Source organism: Marinobacter sp. UBA2688, assembly GCF_002352785.1.
In the GTDB taxonomy this organism is placed as follows: Bacteria; Pseudomonadota; Gammaproteobacteria; order Pseudomonadales; family Oleiphilaceae; genus Marinobacter; species Marinobacter salarius.
Window position 1 is genome coordinate 74211 of record NZ_DELU01000007.1, and the last position, 15399, is coordinate 89609.

The 15399-nt window shown below is 56.0% G+C and carries 13 protein-coding genes; 11 read left to right on the forward strand and 2 right to left on the reverse strand.

Features of this window, described 5'->3' with window-relative positions; all coding sequences use genetic code 11:
* Positions 1-13: 13 nt before the first annotated feature.
* Positions 14-1567, reverse strand: coding sequence for an O-antigen ligase family protein (locus tag B3M52_RS01720; RefSeq protein ID WP_151982639.1), 1554 nt, complete (start codon positions 1565-1567; stop codon positions 14-16).
* A gap of 112 nt (positions 1568-1679) precedes the next feature.
* Positions 1680-2183, reverse strand: coding sequence for a pilin (locus B3M52_RS01725; RefSeq protein WP_201296223.1), 504 nt, complete (start codon positions 2181-2183; stop codon positions 1680-1682).
* Between the two features lie 384 nt (positions 2184-2567).
* On the opposite strand from B3M52_RS01725, the gene pilB reads away from it, so the two are divergent.
* The 11 genes from pilB (at position 2568) to B3M52_RS01780 (ending at position 15387) form a co-directional block, all read left to right on the forward strand.
* On the forward strand, positions 2568-4283 hold the full coding sequence (pilB, locus tag B3M52_RS01730; RefSeq protein ID WP_273064373.1) for a type IV-A pilus assembly ATPase PilB: 1716 nt from the start codon (positions 2568-2570) through the stop codon (positions 4281-4283).
* A gap of 2 nt (positions 4284-4285) precedes the next feature.
* Complete coding sequence (locus tag B3M52_RS01735; RefSeq protein WP_126812063.1) at positions 4286-5506, forward strand: type II secretion system F family protein; 1221 nt, start codon at positions 4286-4288, stop codon at positions 5504-5506.
* A gap of 85 nt (positions 5507-5591) precedes the next feature.
* Positions 5592-6467, forward strand: a complete 876-nt coding sequence (locus B3M52_RS01740) for a prepilin peptidase (RefSeq protein ID WP_075196491.1) — start codon at positions 5592-5594, stop codon at positions 6465-6467.
* Positions 6468-7070: a dephospho-CoA kinase gene (gene coaE, locus B3M52_RS01745; RefSeq protein ID WP_075196492.1), complete on the forward strand. Its 603-nt coding sequence runs from the start codon at positions 6468-6470 to the stop codon at positions 7068-7070.
* 5 nt (positions 7071-7075) lie between these two features.
* Entirely contained in the window at positions 7076-7822 is a 747-nt protein-coding gene (gene tsaA / locus B3M52_RS01750) for a tRNA (N6-threonylcarbamoyladenosine(37)-N6)-methyltransferase TrmO (protein WP_036209925.1), read from the forward strand.
* A gap of 32 nt (positions 7823-7854) precedes the next feature.
* A complete protein-coding gene (locus B3M52_RS01755) occupies positions 7855-10215 on the forward strand; it encodes a hybrid sensor histidine kinase/response regulator (protein ID WP_371915667.1) in 2361 nt (786 codons plus the stop codon).
* Positions 10216-10235: 20 nt separating this feature from the next.
* Positions 10236-10424: a DNA gyrase inhibitor YacG gene (gene yacG / locus B3M52_RS01760; protein WP_036209919.1), complete on the forward strand. Its 189-nt coding sequence runs from the start codon at positions 10236-10238 to the stop codon at positions 10422-10424.
* 101 nt (positions 10425-10525) lie between these two features.
* Entirely contained in the window at positions 10526-11080 is a 555-nt protein-coding gene (locus B3M52_RS01765; RefSeq protein WP_075196493.1) for a YfaZ family outer membrane protein, read from the forward strand.
* 154 nt (positions 11081-11234) lie between these two features.
* Positions 11235-13436, forward strand: coding sequence for a hypothetical protein (locus B3M52_RS01770; protein WP_075196494.1), 2202 nt, complete (start codon positions 11235-11237; stop codon positions 13434-13436).
* Positions 13437-13514: 78 nt separating this feature from the next.
* Positions 13515-14441 (forward strand): glucosaminidase domain-containing protein, encoded by a 927-nt coding sequence (locus B3M52_RS01775; protein ID WP_075196495.1) that lies wholly within the window; start codon positions 13515-13517, stop codon positions 14439-14441.
* A 49-nt stretch (positions 14442-14490) separates the two neighbouring features.
* Complete coding sequence (locus B3M52_RS01780) at positions 14491-15387, forward strand: acyltransferase (protein ID WP_075196496.1); 897 nt, start codon at positions 14491-14493, stop codon at positions 15385-15387.
* Positions 15388-15399 lie beyond the last annotated feature (12 nt).

Here is a 15399-nt window from a genome sequence, read left to right on the forward strand (position 1 = left end):
ATCGAGACATACCTTATTCAGCAAAACCCGGACCAACCTCACCAGGTATTGGGCGCGGGAAAAATCCATGTAGCCAGAAGCGCGGCAAAAGAGGAGCATTCTGGCTTTCAACATAAACCCTCAAGTCCTCCGTCATCGCTTCGTGATAGCGCCAAACCTCCTGTATCCACAAAATGCCAAAAAATAAGACGAAAGGTGCAAGCAGCATACTCGGGCGGACCCAACGTTTTACCTCCCCGCTAATAATCTTCGAGTCCGAATCAGTCGTGACCATTGGTAACGATAAAGCCCAAAAAATAGCCAGCACCAGCAAGGCTACAGACATTGTGGCAGGAACAAGAAAGACTGCAGAAACTCCAGCGTGAGCAAGACCCGCTACACATGAGGCAGTAAAAGTGACCATCAAAGAGGCTGCCCCCTGCATGCCCGACCCCATCAGTTTGCGCGGCGAAATAAGCCTTTTCACCGTCACGCAAATGAGAACAGCGACCAAACTTATCAACGCCCAGCCATACTCTGCCGCCCACATCAGATACATGTTGTGCGGATGCCCAAGAGTCCGCGCAGCCAAATAGTTACTGGTAAGAGTGGTGTGAGTGAGCCATGACTGCGCTCCCATTCCCCACGGGAAGTTCTGCAAACTCATTTCCCATGCTTCAACCCAAAGCGGCAGACGCCCTGAACCACCGGAATGCAGACCACGAATCATGGTTTTCTCGAAAACCAGCTCTGGAATAGCCCAGGAAAGCAGACACCACAGAAGCCCACCTAGCAAAACGAATCGCAATGAAGCGGCTAGCCAGGGAATTGCCATCCGGCCGAAAAGGACCATAACTATCAATGCGGCAAGAACCAGACTGACCATCGAGCCCCTCGACGTCGTGAGGAACATCACCCACCACCAGATACCTGCCGTGAAATAGACGCCCACTTGCCAAAGCGAGCGATTCGTGAGTGGTCCATACAGCAGTGCCAACGGAAACAACGGCAGAAACCACGTAGCAAGGTGCCCCCAATAACGCATATTGACGAACCCCCAGGGAATGACGTCAACAAGGTTCGAAAAACTGTCAGTAATGGCAAACGCGTAGGCTGTGAGAGTCATCGCCGCGTAGAAGAAGCAACCAACCAGAATCACACCAACCAACGCAACGGCAGCTCTTTCTGCACACCCCCTTTCACGAATCTTCCAACCCATAATGGGAAACGCCAGAAAGAAAAAGCCGTACATTCCCGGCTCGACCCAGCGATACTCGCTGGCAACAAAAGGAACTGCCAAAAGGAGAAAGCCTGCAGCAACGACAAACGCGGGCCAGTTATCACCCCATAATCGTCGCGTTGAACTCCGAGCGGGTATGAACGAAACAAAAAACGTCACAAAGACAAGAAGAAATACCTGGAAAAAACGTTGGTCAGCAAAGTTGCCAAAATAGACCGGAAGGAAATCGATGAACAGAGAAACGAGAATAACGCACAGAAAAACAGGAAACAGAAAGAGATGAAGAAAAAGACTGGAATGACCAAGCATCAAAGGATCTTCATGAGTGCCGCCTGCCTTCTTCGCCACAAGACATCCTCAGAATCACTATTAATCAGAATAGTAAAACCCCACCGAGCGGCGGGGCTTTTGAACTTCTTAACCAGCCAACCTTCGAGAGGTCGGCCAGTTAAAGCTAGTATTAAGAGTGTTCACAGCTAGCAGGAGCGTAAGAGTCCTTCCAACCCTGTGCAGCAGTACCGCCAGTCATGGAGCAAGAGTATGCACCGGCAAGGCTGCGACTAATAGTGATTACAACGCCACGAACAGAGCCGGAAGCGTCTTCACCCAAACGCACAGACCAAGTCATGTTCGGCAGGCCGCCATTTTCCACATCAAGACCTGCAGCATCACCGTAGGTATCGTCAACCAGGTTAGAGCCGGTCCAACCGATGTTGATTTGACGCGGGTCAGCACCCAGGTTGTCCGCAGTCGCAACAACTTCACCGCCGCTGTTAAAAATGCTTTCAGCGCTGGATTTCAGAGCGTTGATTTCACCAACAACCCGCGAAACCTGTGAGCGGGCGGTGTAGTCCTGATACTGAGGAATAGCAACAGCAGCCAGGATACCGATGATCGCAACTACGATCATCAGTTCGATCAGTGTGAAACCCTTCTGGGCGTGGTTCATTTGAATATTCTTCATTAGTCGACCTCTGTGTTTGTCGTTAATCCACTCGATACGGCCCGGGCCCCGGCGGAGTCGCACCCCGTGACCGGTATCTAGAGCCTGGTGTTGTTAAGCATTGCTCGTGCCAACTAAAATCAACCGCCGACAAATCCCCTATTATCAGCACTTTATAAAACATTGTGAAATCTATCACGCAGACAAATGCGGTCTAGTCGATGCCCTCATGCGTCACTGGGTGACAATTATTGTCAGATGACGCACCCCTGTGCGTCGAGCTTTCAAGACATGGAGACCACTTCATTGAGCGCACACCTTTCCAAACCGTTGCCAGCCATCTAAACTCACTCCATTAGACCAACATCCGTTTCAGACACTTAGGCTGCGTTTTTTACACAATTTATGTCTACCAATAAAAGCAATGTAACGCTTACAGGCTTGGCGAGACGTTTCGTCGACGACGGGCTTATTGATGAATCCACTGCGAAAGATGCCTTTCTTCAAGCATCCCACAACCGCATCCCACTCATTACCTACCTGGTACAGAACAACCTGGCGAACAGCGGAGGGCTCGCCTTCTCCGCTGCGATGGAGTTCGGCGTTTCGGTTCTGGATCTCAACGCCTTTATGCCGGAGATGATGCCCGATAAGGTCGTAGATGAAAAACTGATACGAAAACACAACGCCTTGCCGCTCTATAAGCGTGGGAACCGGCTGTTCATTGCGGTCTCCGACCCGACCAACATTCAGGCGTTGGACGAGATCAAGTTTAATACCGGCCTGAGCACAGACGCCATCCTGGTTGACGACGCCAAGCTCCGGGAAGCCATCGACAAGTATCTCGAGTCCCACGATACGTCGATGGGTGATCTGGATGACGCCGACCTTGAAGGCGTTGAAACCGAAGGCAGTGACCAGGAAGACGATGCCGTTGTCGCGACGAGCGATGTCGACGATGCCCCCATCGTAAAGTACGTGAACAAGATGCTTCTTGACGCCATTCGCGGGGGAGCCTCGGACGTTCACTTTGAACCCTATGAGAAAACCTATCGGGTTCGATACCGCACCGACGGCATTCTGAAAGAAATGTCGCGGCCCTCCATCAAGTTGGCCCCCAAGATTTCTGCCCGGGTAAAAATCATGGCGCAGCTGGATATCTCGGAGCGCCGGGTCCCCCAGGACGGCCGGATCAAGATGAAGCTGTCCAAGACCAAGGCCATCGATTTCCGGGTCAATACCCTGCCGACACTTTGGGGAGAAAAGATCGTTCTGCGGATTCTCGACCCAAGTCAGGCGAAGCTCGGCATCGATGTCCTGGGTTATGAGGAAGAACAGAAACAACTGTACCTGGACGCCCTTGAGCAGCCCCAGGGGATGATACTGGTGACGGGCCCCACCGGCTCAGGCAAGACGGTTTCCCTTTATACCGGCCTGAACATACTGAACACACCCGAAAGAAACATTTCCACAGCCGAAGACCCTGCGGAAATCAACCTGGAAGGCATCAACCAGGTCAACGTCAATACCAGGGTGGGCCTCGGCTTTGCGGAGGCATTGAGAGCCTTCCTGCGTCAGGACCCGGACATCATCATGGTTGGTGAGATTCGCGACCTGGAAACGGCGAACATCGCTATCAAAGCGGCGCAAACAGGGCACCTGGTGCTCTCGACCCTGCACACCAACAGCGCTGCGGAAACGCTCACGCGCATGATGAACATGGGCGTCCCCTCCTTCAACATCGCCACGTCGGTCAGCCTGATCATTGCCCAGCGACTGGGCCGTCGGCTTTGTAACTCTTGTAGACAACCTGCCGACATCCCCAAAGACGTGCTTTTAGCGGAGGGGTTCACACAGGAACAAATTGATACAGGGTTCACGTTGTACCGTCCCAAGGGCTGTGATAAATGCAATGGTGGATATAAAGGCCGCGTCGGGATTTACGAGGTGGTCAAGATTACCGACGAGCTGGCGAACATGATTATGGAAGAAGCCAGTTCGATTAAAATTGCAAAGCAGGCACAGGCCGAAGGCTTCCCGAACTTGCGGCAGTCTGCCCTCAAAAAAGTCATTGAGGGCGTGACCAGTCTTGAGGAAGCCAACCGCGTGACGAAGGATTAAGCATGGCAGAGAAAGCAGAGAAACTTCAGGCGTTCGTCTGGGAAGGCAAAGACCGCAAGGGCAACAAAACCAAGGGCGAGGTGTCTGGCACCAACCTGGCTTTGGTGAAGGCCCAGTTGCGTAAGCAGGGCATTATTCCAGACAAGGTGAAAAAGAAACCAAAACCCCTGTTTGGCGGCAGCAAAAAGATCACGCCTTTCGACATCGCCATGCTTACCCGCCAGCTCGCCACCATGATGAAGGCTGGCGTGCCACTGGTTCAGAGTTTCGATATTGTGGCTGACGGCCTTGAGAACAGGGGTCTTCAGGAGTTGGTTACCAACATCCGTAACGATATTTCTTCGGGTACGAGCTTTGCAGGCGCACTGAAAAAGTACCCCAGGCACTTTGATGATCTGTACTGCAACCTCGTGGACTCTGGCGAAAAGGCGGGCGCTCTGGAGAGCATGCTGGATCGCATCGCGACCTATCTTGAGAAAACAGAGATCCTCAAGAAGAAAGTCAAAAAAGCCATGACCTACCCAGCCGCTATCGTCGTCGTTGCTATCATTGTGACGGCCATCCTGCTGGTAAAAGTGGTACCCCAGTTCGAAAGCTTGTTTAAGGGCTTTGGTGCAGACCTGCCAGTATTTACGCAGATGGTGGTCCGGTTGTCGGAATGGCTTCAGACTTGGTGGTTTGTGGTTTTACTCGGCATTGTCGGAACTATCTTTCTATTCAAGGAAGCTATTCGACGATCTCAGAAATTCTCCGATCTCGTCGATAAATATGTGCTGAAACTGCCCGTTGTGGGCGAAATCCTGGACAAGTCGGCCGTTGCCAAGTTTGGGCGCGTACTTTCCACGACCTTTGCGGCTGGTGTTCCGCTCGTTGATGCGCTCGACTCCGTTGCCGGCGCGACCGGCAACGCCGTTTATCGGGATGCTATCCAGCGAATAAAAAACGATGTTTCGAGCGGTACCCAATTACAGGCCACCATGCGCCAACAGGATGTGTTCCCGGTTATGGCAGTGCAATTGACTGCCATTGGTGAAGAATCCGGTAACCTGGATGAAATGCTGGAGAAAGTCGCCGTCCATTACGAAGCGGTGGTGGATGACATGGTCGACAACCTCACAGCCCTGCTGGAGCCGATCATCATGGCGGTACTGGGCGTACTCGTAGGCGGCTTGATCATCGCTATGTACCTGCCGATCTTCCAGATGGGTCAGGTGGTTGGCTGATCACGCCCTTCCTTTCACCAACCCCTCTCCCCACCCCTCTTCCGCAATGGGAGGGGGGCTTTAATGGCACAGATTGAGAGTTTTGATGATTTCCGTTGATACGTTCCTCGCCACGCCCTGGCTTCTCTATACCGCAGTCATTTTCTTCTCCCTCTGCATCGGTAGCTTCCTGAATGTGGTGATCCTTCGCCTGCCGAAGATGATGCAGCAGGACTGGCGCTGCCAATGCGAAGAGTTCCTGGAGCTATCAGACGATCAGCGCAAGAACGATGAGCCGATTACGCTCTCCAAACCTGCCTCCACCTGCCCTTCCTGCGGTCACGGGATTCGCGCCTGGGAAAACGTCCCGGTCATCAGCTACCTGGTTTTGGGCGGCAAATGCGCATCATGCAAAGCCGGCATTTCACCGCGATACCCAATCATTGAGGCAATTACCGCGCTGTTTTCGGTGGTGACCATTCTGGTCATGGGGCCGTCTGAAGCTGCGCTTTGGTCGCTGTTGCTGGTTTGGGTGCTGATCGCGCTGACGGTAATCGATTTCGACACCCAGCTGCTGCCAGACAGCATGACGCTGCCCCTCATGTGGCTGGGGCTAATCCTGAATTACTTCGGCGTGCTGACGGATTTCAGCAGTGCCTTCTGGGGCGCGGTGGCAGGCTATCTGTCGCTGTGGTCGGTGTACTGGCTGTTCAAGTTGGTAACCGGCAAGGAGGGCATGGGCCACGGCGATTTCAAGTTATTGGCGGCGCTGGGCGCCTGGCTGGGCTGGGAATTGCTGCCGGCGGTGATTTTGTTGTCGTCTTTGGTCGGTGCCGTTGTGGGGATTAGTTTGATGGTGTTCCGCAAGCACGGCCGCGAAGTGCCAATTCCGTTCGGGCCCTATTTGGCGGCAGCGGGTTTGCTGTGCCTTTGGTTTGGTTCGGAAATTCAGGCGGCGTGGTATGCCTATCTGGGGGTCTGAATGGCAGTCGTAGGCCTTACCGGCGGAATCGGTTCTGGCAAATCCACGGTTGCACGGCTGTTCGGAGCACTGGGTGTGCACTGGGTGGATGCGGATGATGTTGCCCGCGAAGTCGTCGAACCCGGCACACCTGCCCTTGAAAAGATTGCGGAGCATTTTGGGCAAGAGATCCTGCTGCCGGATGGCAGCCTGGACCGTGCGGCGCTGAGGAGAATCGTATTCGATGCGCCGGAGGAGCGCGCTTGGCTCGAGGAGCTGTTGCACCCGGTGATCCGTGAGGAGCTGATGCGGCAACTGCGTCCGGATAACTATTCCCTACCCTATGTGCTTCTGGTGTCGCCTTTGTTGTTGGAAACCGACCAGCATGAACTGGTCGATAAAATCGTCGTGGTGGATGTGCCGGTCGATGTGCAGATCAAAAGAACCATGGCCAGGGACACCGACGACAGAGCACAGGTAGAGCGAATCATTGCCGCCCAGATGGCCCGTGAGAAGCGACTCCAGAAAGCCGATGACGTGGTGGACAACAACCTGGCTATGATGGATGTTGAGCGTCAGGTTGAACAGTTACACCAGACGTTCCTGGCAGCCTTTGGGCGCTAGTGTCTATGAGCCGACATCCCTCCCGCCCCGCCGTTGATGCCTTGACGCTGACCCCCATCGCCATTACCCGCTCCTGCTTCCGGGACAAGTTTGGTGTACCCCGACAACCAGGACTGACCCGCTTTGCCCACGCTGACCTGATCATCCAATCGCCCTTCGATCGCGAGGATGCGTTCCGAGGGTTGGAGACGGCCAGTCACCTGTGGCTGACGTTCCAGTTCCATGAGGCGGTACGGGCGGAATGGCGGCCGGTGGTTCGGCCACCCCGGCTGGGAGGCAACAAAAAGATAGGTGTGTTCGCCAGCCGGTCACCTTTCCGCCCCAACAGTCTGGGGCTGTCAGTCGTGAGAAACGAAGGACTGACGCGGGACGCGGGCGGTCGCCTGGTGTTGCGGATTGGGGACCACGATCTTATCGACGGCACCCCCATCCTGGACATCAAGCCCTATCTGCCATTTGCAGATTCAGTCCCGGAAGCCACCCTGGGTTGGGCGGAGTCCGCACCGACCGATCGTCTACCGGTAGTGTTCCTGAATGAGGCTGACCAACAGCTCGCAGCCTTGCCAGCGGATCAGTATCCGGATTTCCGAGACTTGATAGAAGATGTGGTGAGCTACGACCCTCGCCCATCGTTCCGGCGTGGCCGGGATGAAGAACGGATATACGGAGCGCATTTGTACGATCTGAACGTGCGCTTCCGCTTTGTCCATGATGAATCACAGGAACGTGTCGAAGTGCTAACGGTCTGTTAAACTGCAGATCGGTTGATTTTTCGACACAGGGAATGCGTGCCTTGCCTCCGATCCGGTTATTCAGACGAATAGGTGTACGGCCACTGGCTGCCAGGCTGCTGGTATATGTTCTGTTGTTCAGCCTGATCCTGTCGCTGGCTGCCACCGGCGTTCAGATGATTGGCGAGTTTGAGCGCAGAACCGAAGAGTTGCGCAGCACCCAGGAACGCGCTGCGGAACTGGTTGCCGGCAGTATGAGCAACAACCTCTGGTTGATGAACTATAGCGAGGTTGCCAACAGCCTGGATGACATGCGCGCCATTCCGGTTATCCAGCATGCCCGGGTGATCACAGCCGCTGGCGAGGAGTTCAACACGGGTACCTATCCGGATGGCCGGGTGATCAGCCAATCCTTCCCCCTGGTGTTCAATCGCGCGTCCTTCAATAGCCCGGAAGCCATGGGCACCTTGACTGTGACGTCGTCTGTGGAAACCGTCTACAACGAGTTGATGGACCGGGCATTGCTCACACTGCTGTTCCAGTCGATGATCGTGATGCTGGGCACTCTCGGGCTTCTGGTCATTGTTCGGCTCACCCTTTCCCGTCATCTGGAATCGATTGCCGACTACGCCGCCCGGCTTAACCTGGACGCATTGATTGAACCGCTGAGGCTCCGCCGCAAGCCCCCAAAGCGGGGTGACGAACTGAGTGAGCTGGAACAGGCGCTGAACACCATGCGCCTGCAGCTGCTGGAAGACACCCGCTCCCTGCGCCAGACCTCCATCCAATCCCAGGATGAACGAGATCAAGCCGTGCGGGCAAACCATGCCAAGAATCAGTTCCTGGCCAACGTCAGCCATGAGTTGCGCATTCCGCTGCAATCGGTGCTGGGCTACGCCAATCTCCTGTCAGATACCCCCCTCGATCAGGACCAGCGGGAATATGTCCACACCCTGCTCAACGCTTCGGAGGGATTGTCGGCCATTATCAATGACCTGCTGGACATCTCCAGTATGGAAGCCGGCAAGCTGGTGCTGGATGACATTCCCTTTGACCTTCGCGACACCTTGAATGATCTGGTGCATATGCTGGGTGCACGGGCTCGGGAAAAGGGTCTGGCGCTGGAACTGCGAATTGACGAGAACCTGCCCTGGGCCCTGAAAGGGGATCCGGTACGGCTGAGGCAGATTCTGCTCAACATGACATCAAACGCCATCAAGTTTACCGACTCCGGGCACGTGCTGATCAGCATCGAGGTGCTGGGTCGGCGGGATAACAACGTACGACTTCGGGTGGCGGTTGAAGACACGGGCGTGGGGATCAACCCCGAGGATATACCGCTGGTGTACGAGCCCTACGTTCAGCTCGGTCAGCGTTTCCAGCGACAATTGCCGGGTGCAGGCCTGGGCCTGACCATTTGTCGCCAGCTGGTTCAGTTGATGGACGGCTCACTGGACCTTGAGAGTAAACCCGGCGAGGGCTCCACCTTCTGGATGGAGCTCAGCCTGCAGGTTGCGCCAGAGAGCGCCGCCCGCGGTCGACCGGATACCAGCATGATCCGCGGGCGGCACATTCTGGTGGTGGACTCCTATGAACTGTCCCGCAAGATTACCCTGGAAATGCTTTCGCGCCACGAGTTGGATATCGAAGCAGTGAAATCCGCCGGCGAGGCACTGACCTCATTGCGGTTGGCCTCGGACAACCACAAGCCCTTTGATGCCTTGGTGCTGGACGGGTTTGTACCGGATATGGACAGTGACCTGTTGTGCCGACAGATCCGTAGCAACCCTGAATGGGGCCATACACGGCTATTGATTCTGTCGTCCAACCCCCAGCGGGGGGATGCAGAGCACTTCCGACAGGCCGGCGCCGATGCCTTCCTGAGCAAGTCCCTGCGGGAATCGTGCCTGACCCCTATCCTGCACCAACTGTTTTCGGATTCCGTCCGTAACGAACGTCGCTTCCTGACCCGGTTTTCCCTGCAAGCCGTCAGTGACAATACCCGCCGCCAGGAATTACCCTGCGGCCGCATGAAAGTTCTGTTGGTGGAAGATAACCCGGTCAACCGCACCCTCACCCGCCGGCTGCTGGAAAAGTTGGGCTGTGATGTGATGACGGCGAATGACGGCGAAGCCGCCTCCAGTCTCTGGCAATGGCACCCCTTTGATTTGATTTTCATGGATTGTGTGATGCCCCGGGTGGATGGTTTCGAGGCCACTCGCCGCCTGCGCCAATGGGAGAAGGACCACAACCGTAATCGGGTACCTGTGGTGGCGCTGACTGCAAGCGCTATGGAAAAGGATGAAGAGCGCTGCCGCGAGGCAGGCATGGACTCGTTTGTTGCCAAGCCGGTCAATATTGAAATGTTGCGGGCGGTTCTGGAACAATACTGCCAATCCTCCGCATCCACCTGAATACCCGACACAAGGCCACCATGAACGTAGAATGTCCCACCTGTAAAAAGTCCGCGGAATGGAATGAGAATAACCCGTTTCGCCCTTTCTGCTCCGAACGCTGTAAACTGATTGATCTGGGCGCCTGGGCCAATGAGGAATATCGTGTTCCCGCAGAAAATGCATCCCCCGACGATCTGGATCAGGGCGGCGACACAACCACCCATTGATCGCCCGCATTAACCCGCCCTTAACCCGTTTTAAGTTGAGCCACTTGGGCCGGACCGTTAACATTCCGGCGGTTACATTCAAACATTAAGAAGGTCGAAGAATGAAAGCGTCCCGAATTCCCCTTATCGTTCTGTCACTTGCGGCAGCACCTGTATACGCCTCCGATGTGGACCTGAGCCTGACCAACGACTCGGTCAAGGGCCAGGTCAACTTCTTCGGCACCAATTCCGACATCCAGGTCGGCACCGGCTATACCTATCACGAAGGCAGCCGTCACATCGGCAACGTGGATTTCCACGCCCAGGGCCGCACGGCCATTGGCAACCTGCCCACCACAGCGGGCATTGGTGTTCGCGCCTTCGGATGGGATGATGATCGGCTGGACGGCGGCGCCGTGGCTCTCGGCGGCTTTGCCACCGTAAACGTACCCAACGCACCAGGTCTGTCGTTCACCGGCGGGCTTCACTACGCGCCCAGCATCCTTGCCTTTGGCGATTCCGATGACCTCACCAGCCTTGAGCTTCGCGGCAGCTACCGTGTTATCCGCAACGCCGAGTTATTTGCCGGTTACCGCTACCTGAATACCGACTTTGACGGTCGTGGTGACCTGAACCTGGATGAAGGCGTCATGGCCGGTATGAAGATCTTCTTCTGATCAGGTCCTGATCCCGCAGGATAACCCTGCCCGCCACTATCAGGGCGGGGTTACCACTCCCCATTTCGTGCCCTTCCTCACTCTTTGTGCCTTGCCAACTTGATAGACTTCTGGCTCACGCTCCTGGAACGTTTTATCTGGCATGGACAACCCTATGTTTCACTTAGCTGCACGGGCCTTCACCGCTGTTTTCACCCTTTCCACTGCCACACTGATCATCGGCTGTGGCGGTAGCGGCGACGCGAACGACGACGTGGCAGGCCGGGGAAACAGCTTCCCGCCGACGAAAAACGCGATCGACGACTTCACGCCCGGCTCAACCGGTGATTCCAACAATGCGTCCGGCCTGGCCAAAGATGAAGTGCGGATTACCATGGAGGTGCCGGAATCCGTTGCACCAGGTGGTGAGTTGACCCGCCGCAACCTGAGGATTGTAGAGCCCGACACCATTCGGGTTTACCAGACCGATCAGACTCTCCGCGAGCTCGGCTCCGTAGAGATCCGGTCCCGCCGGGAAGACAGCGGGCGAACCGTCATCCGTTTTGAAAACGGACGACCGATAGGCCCCAATGTCGTGATCGAAGCCACTTACGGCAACAGCCGCATGCGGTCACTCGCAGCCGATGAGGACCGGGACGTGAAAGTGAACCCGTTCTCGGAGTACCTCGTGGCGAACTCGCTGGATCGCTACAGCTCCGGCGAGTTCTCCCAGATCATGGACTGCGTGAACGACGTCAATGGCTCACTGTGTTTGAACAAGTACGTCTGGCCCACGCTCGCCGATCAGGTCCATGATTTTGAGATCGACATCCCCGGCAATCTGGATGTCGACGGAGCACTCGCCCTGCTTGAGCAACGGGGAGATTTTGCCCGGTATGTCGACGCGATGGCCGATTATGCACTATTGGGGGAAAGCTCCTCCGGCAAGATAGAAGCCAGCGCCGCGAATTACCATTCAGTGTTCTGGGGCGTCGAATTGGGGCAAACATTTCTTGAATCCAGCATTGCCGGCTCCGGCCAATGGGGCGTAAGGATCGCCCGCGAGGAAACCACAACCGACCAGAACGGTACCGGCTATGTTTACCCGGGCATGACGTTAACCTCCCTCGACGCCTTCAACATTCGGGTCACCTCCCTGGCCAGCGACATCCCCTATGACCGTCGAGCCCTGATACACGCCGATGGTAATGAATTCTTCAACCGCCCGGCCTGGGACCTGAACACCCACTCTTCCTCACCCGGTGCCGCGACGGTGGAGGACGAGATTCGTCTGCTGGCCGGTCGAGCCCTTTACCAGAGCATCACCGGCCGTGGTAGCTCCCGGATTATCGGCTGGACCCGCAACCCCTATTTCATGAACGCGTACGTCGGTGGCGGCACCGAGCAGCCCGATAGAGTCATTAGTGGGTATTTCAGTGCCGGGAAAGCCATTGAATTGCGCTCGGAAAGCGGCGAGCTGAAGCGCGAGCGCACGCTGGAAGATCATTACCTGTCCGTGTTTGAACTGAACCTGCTAAGGAAAGAAGGATTCGAGCGTCAGAAACTGGATGGCCGCAACTACAACGTGGCTTACCTGTCCACCCGCATGGGCGATGAGAGCCAGCCCTTTGTGGTGGAGTCCGGCGTTGGGGTCTGGCAGATCAGCGGCCCATCCGTCACCCAGACCATGGCGACCACCACCCTGCGCAGGGACAACACGGGGAATGTCACTGTTTCCGTGCCGGCGGACAACCCCAGCCAGCGGGATGCCAACTGGGTCATCAGTGAGCGTCAGTCGCGGGTGTATGACCCAAACAGCGGAAACCGTATCGTCAGTAACGGGCGCCTGAATCTGGACCGCGACAGTGCCTCCGGCCTGGATGAGAAACCGGATATCGCCGTCGGCGCATCAACGCCGAACGGTTCCCTGATGGCTTTCAACCTGGACACCAACGCTATTGGTGATGGAATTCTGGTGGCTGCCGAGCAGGCCAATGCCTCTCCACCCAGCCAGGGGCGCTACCGCCTTCAGGGCGTGGGGTTGGGAATGGAGCAGGTCAGCAACCGGCTGATGCATTTCGATAACGCCCTGCTGGTGATTGAATCTTCCGGCAGCGCCCGTCTGGAGGGCCGGACGCTCGAGGTTGTCCATCAAGTCAATGCCGAATCTGTCTCCACTCCACAGGCACAGTCACCCGGAACGGTATCCCTGGCGTACACGGCCAGCAACACCGGGGCTACAACGTTTAGTGCGGGCAGCCTGACGCTGGACGGCTTTTTCACCAGCGATCAGGATCAGTTTTTCCTGCAACTCAGGCAGACAGAGGGCCAGGAAGAGGTACTGGGGTTGCTCATGGCGACACGCCTGCCAGAATAGCGGGGAGCAAACCACCCGGGCGACGTTGGCGTATAACCTGTTATAATTGCTGTCATATCGATTGTAACGAGAGGTTTTATGTCTTCTGGTATCCGGGCACTGTGGTTGATAGTTCCGCTGATGGTTTTTGGTTTGTGGGGCATACTGCACACTCCTGACCCAGACCACGACCGCGACGCCGAGGACTCGGATGTCGCCCTGGCCAAACTGCCTTCACTCCCTGGCTGGTCACGAGCGGACTTGCCGGATTTCTCTGCCTACCGTGATACCACCGAGAAAAAAGCCGCGTTTTTCTCGTTCCTGTACCCACGTATCGTGCTGGCAAACTCCCGTATTCTGATCGAGCGCGATTATCTCGACAGCCTGGCCGGCAAGGACGAACTCAGTAAATCGGAACTGACCTGGCTGAAGAACCAGGCCGAGCGGCTGAGGGTGGATGAAGAACCCGGCAGCGAAACCATGTTCCGACGCCTGCGAAACCGCCTCGATGTGATTCCGCCCTCGCTGGTGCTGGCTCAGGCCGCCAATGAATCCGCCTGGGGCACCTCCCGTTTTGCACGTAGAGGCAACAACCTGTTCGGACAATGGTGCTTCTCGCAGGGCTGCGGTCTGGTACCCCGGGGACGCGTTGAGGGTGCCAGTCATGAAGTGGCGAGCTTCTCTTCGCCTTATCTGTCCGTGCGCTCTTACATCCAGAACCTGAATCGCCATCCAACCTACCAGTTGCTCAGGGACATCCGCCTGAAAGCCCGCAATCGTGATGATATCGCCAGTGGCCCGAGCCTTGCTGCCGGTTTGCTGGGGTATTCCGAACGCGGTGAAGACTATGTGGAGGAAATTAGAAGCATGATCCGCCACAACAACCTCGACTATTACGATGAAGACTTCCAGGCCATTGTTCGGGGAGCCAATTCCCAAGAGCTCCTTGAGTTGGCTGCGGCAAAGCAGGAGAAGGCACTCCTGCCTGGGGCTACCACCGCTGACGAAACCAGTAGCGAAGACTGAATCCACCATCACATAACCGAGTGAATTCGAATTCCGGAGACATCGATCAATGTCCAGGTTCTTGCCCGCACCCGTCAAAGGTGTGCTCGCAGTGCTTTGTATTGTTCTTAACACCCTTTGGCTATTCCCGATCCTGATGGTGTTTGCGGTAATCAAGTTGCTGGTTCCGACGCCTTCGGTTCGCAAAGGCTGCACCATCGTTCTGAACCGCATCGCGTGGTTCTGGATTGGCTTCAACAATGTGCTGGCTGACGTGCTTCACAACATCAAGTGGGATGTCCGCGGCGCTGAGGGCCTGAGCCGCGAACACTGGTACTTCGTCACCTGCAACCATCAGAGCTGGGCCGATATTCCGGCCATCCAACACGTATTGAACAGCCGCATCCCGCTACTGAAGTTTTTCCTCAAACAACAATTGATCTGGGTACCTTTACTGGGCGTGGCCTGGTGGGCGCTGGACTTCCCCTTCATGCAGCGCCACACCAAAGAGCAGATAGCCCGGCGTCCGGAATTGAAGGGCAAGGACGTGGAAGCCACTCGAGCCGCCTGTGAGAAGTTCCGGTATACACCGGTGACCATTTTCAACTTCATGGAAGGTACACGGCTCACACCGGCCAAACACCAGAGTCAGAATTCGCCCCACAAACACCTGCTGAGGCCTCGCGCAGGCGGTACGGCCTTTGTACTGGAAGCCATGGGCGAGTCCCTGCACACCATGCTGGATGTGACCATCGTGTATCCGGACGGCAAATCCGGCATCTGGGATTACCTGTGCGGGCGAATCCAACGGATTGTGGTTGATATTCGAACGCGGGAAATTCCACACCGTTTCCTGGGCATGGACTACGAAAACAACCGTGAAACACGGGCGGACTTCCAGCGTTGGGTAAGCCAGGTATGGGAAGAAAAGGATGCGCTTATAGACGAACTGAAGCGTTCAGCCTGAGTGCTGGGCTGT

Excerpts from the sequence above, each read along its gene's own strand:
- B3M52_RS01765 (WP_075196493.1), top strand. The coding sequence starts at position 10,526 with ATGAAAGCGTCCCGAATTCCCCTTATCGTTCTGTCACTTGCGGCAGCA.
- B3M52_RS01770 (WP_075196494.1), top strand. The coding sequence starts at position 11,235 with ATGTTTCACTTAGCTGCACGGGCCTTCACCGCTGTTTTCACCCTTTCC.
- B3M52_RS01740 (WP_075196491.1), top strand. The coding sequence starts at position 5,592 with ATGATTTCCGTTGATACGTTCCTCGCCACGCCCTGGCTTCTCTATACC.
- coaE (WP_075196492.1), top strand. The coding sequence starts at position 6,468 with ATGGCAGTCGTAGGCCTTACCGGCGGAATCGGTTCTGGCAAATCCACG.
- tsaA (WP_036209925.1), top strand. The coding sequence starts at position 7,076 with ATGAGCCGACATCCCTCCCGCCCCGCCGTTGATGCCTTGACGCTGACC.
- B3M52_RS01780 (WP_075196496.1), top strand. The coding sequence starts at position 14,491 with ATGTCCAGGTTCTTGCCCGCACCCGTCAAAGGTGTGCTCGCAGTGCTT.
- B3M52_RS01735 (WP_126812063.1), top strand. The coding sequence starts at position 4,286 with ATGGCAGAGAAAGCAGAGAAACTTCAGGCGTTCGTCTGGGAAGGCAAA.
- yacG (WP_036209919.1), top strand. The coding sequence starts at position 10,236 with ATGAACGTAGAATGTCCCACCTGTAAAAAGTCCGCGGAATGGAATGAG.
- B3M52_RS01725 (WP_201296223.1), bottom strand. The coding sequence starts at position 2,183 with ATGAAGAATATTCAAATGAACCACGCCCAGAAGGGTTTCACACTGATC.
- pilB (WP_273064373.1), top strand. The coding sequence starts at position 2,568 with ATGTCTACCAATAAAAGCAATGTAACGCTTACAGGCTTGGCGAGACGT.
- B3M52_RS01755 (WP_371915667.1), top strand. The coding sequence starts at position 7,855 with ATGCGTGCCTTGCCTCCGATCCGGTTATTCAGACGAATAGGTGTACGG.
- B3M52_RS01775 (WP_075196495.1), top strand. The coding sequence starts at position 13,515 with ATGTCTTCTGGTATCCGGGCACTGTGGTTGATAGTTCCGCTGATGGTT.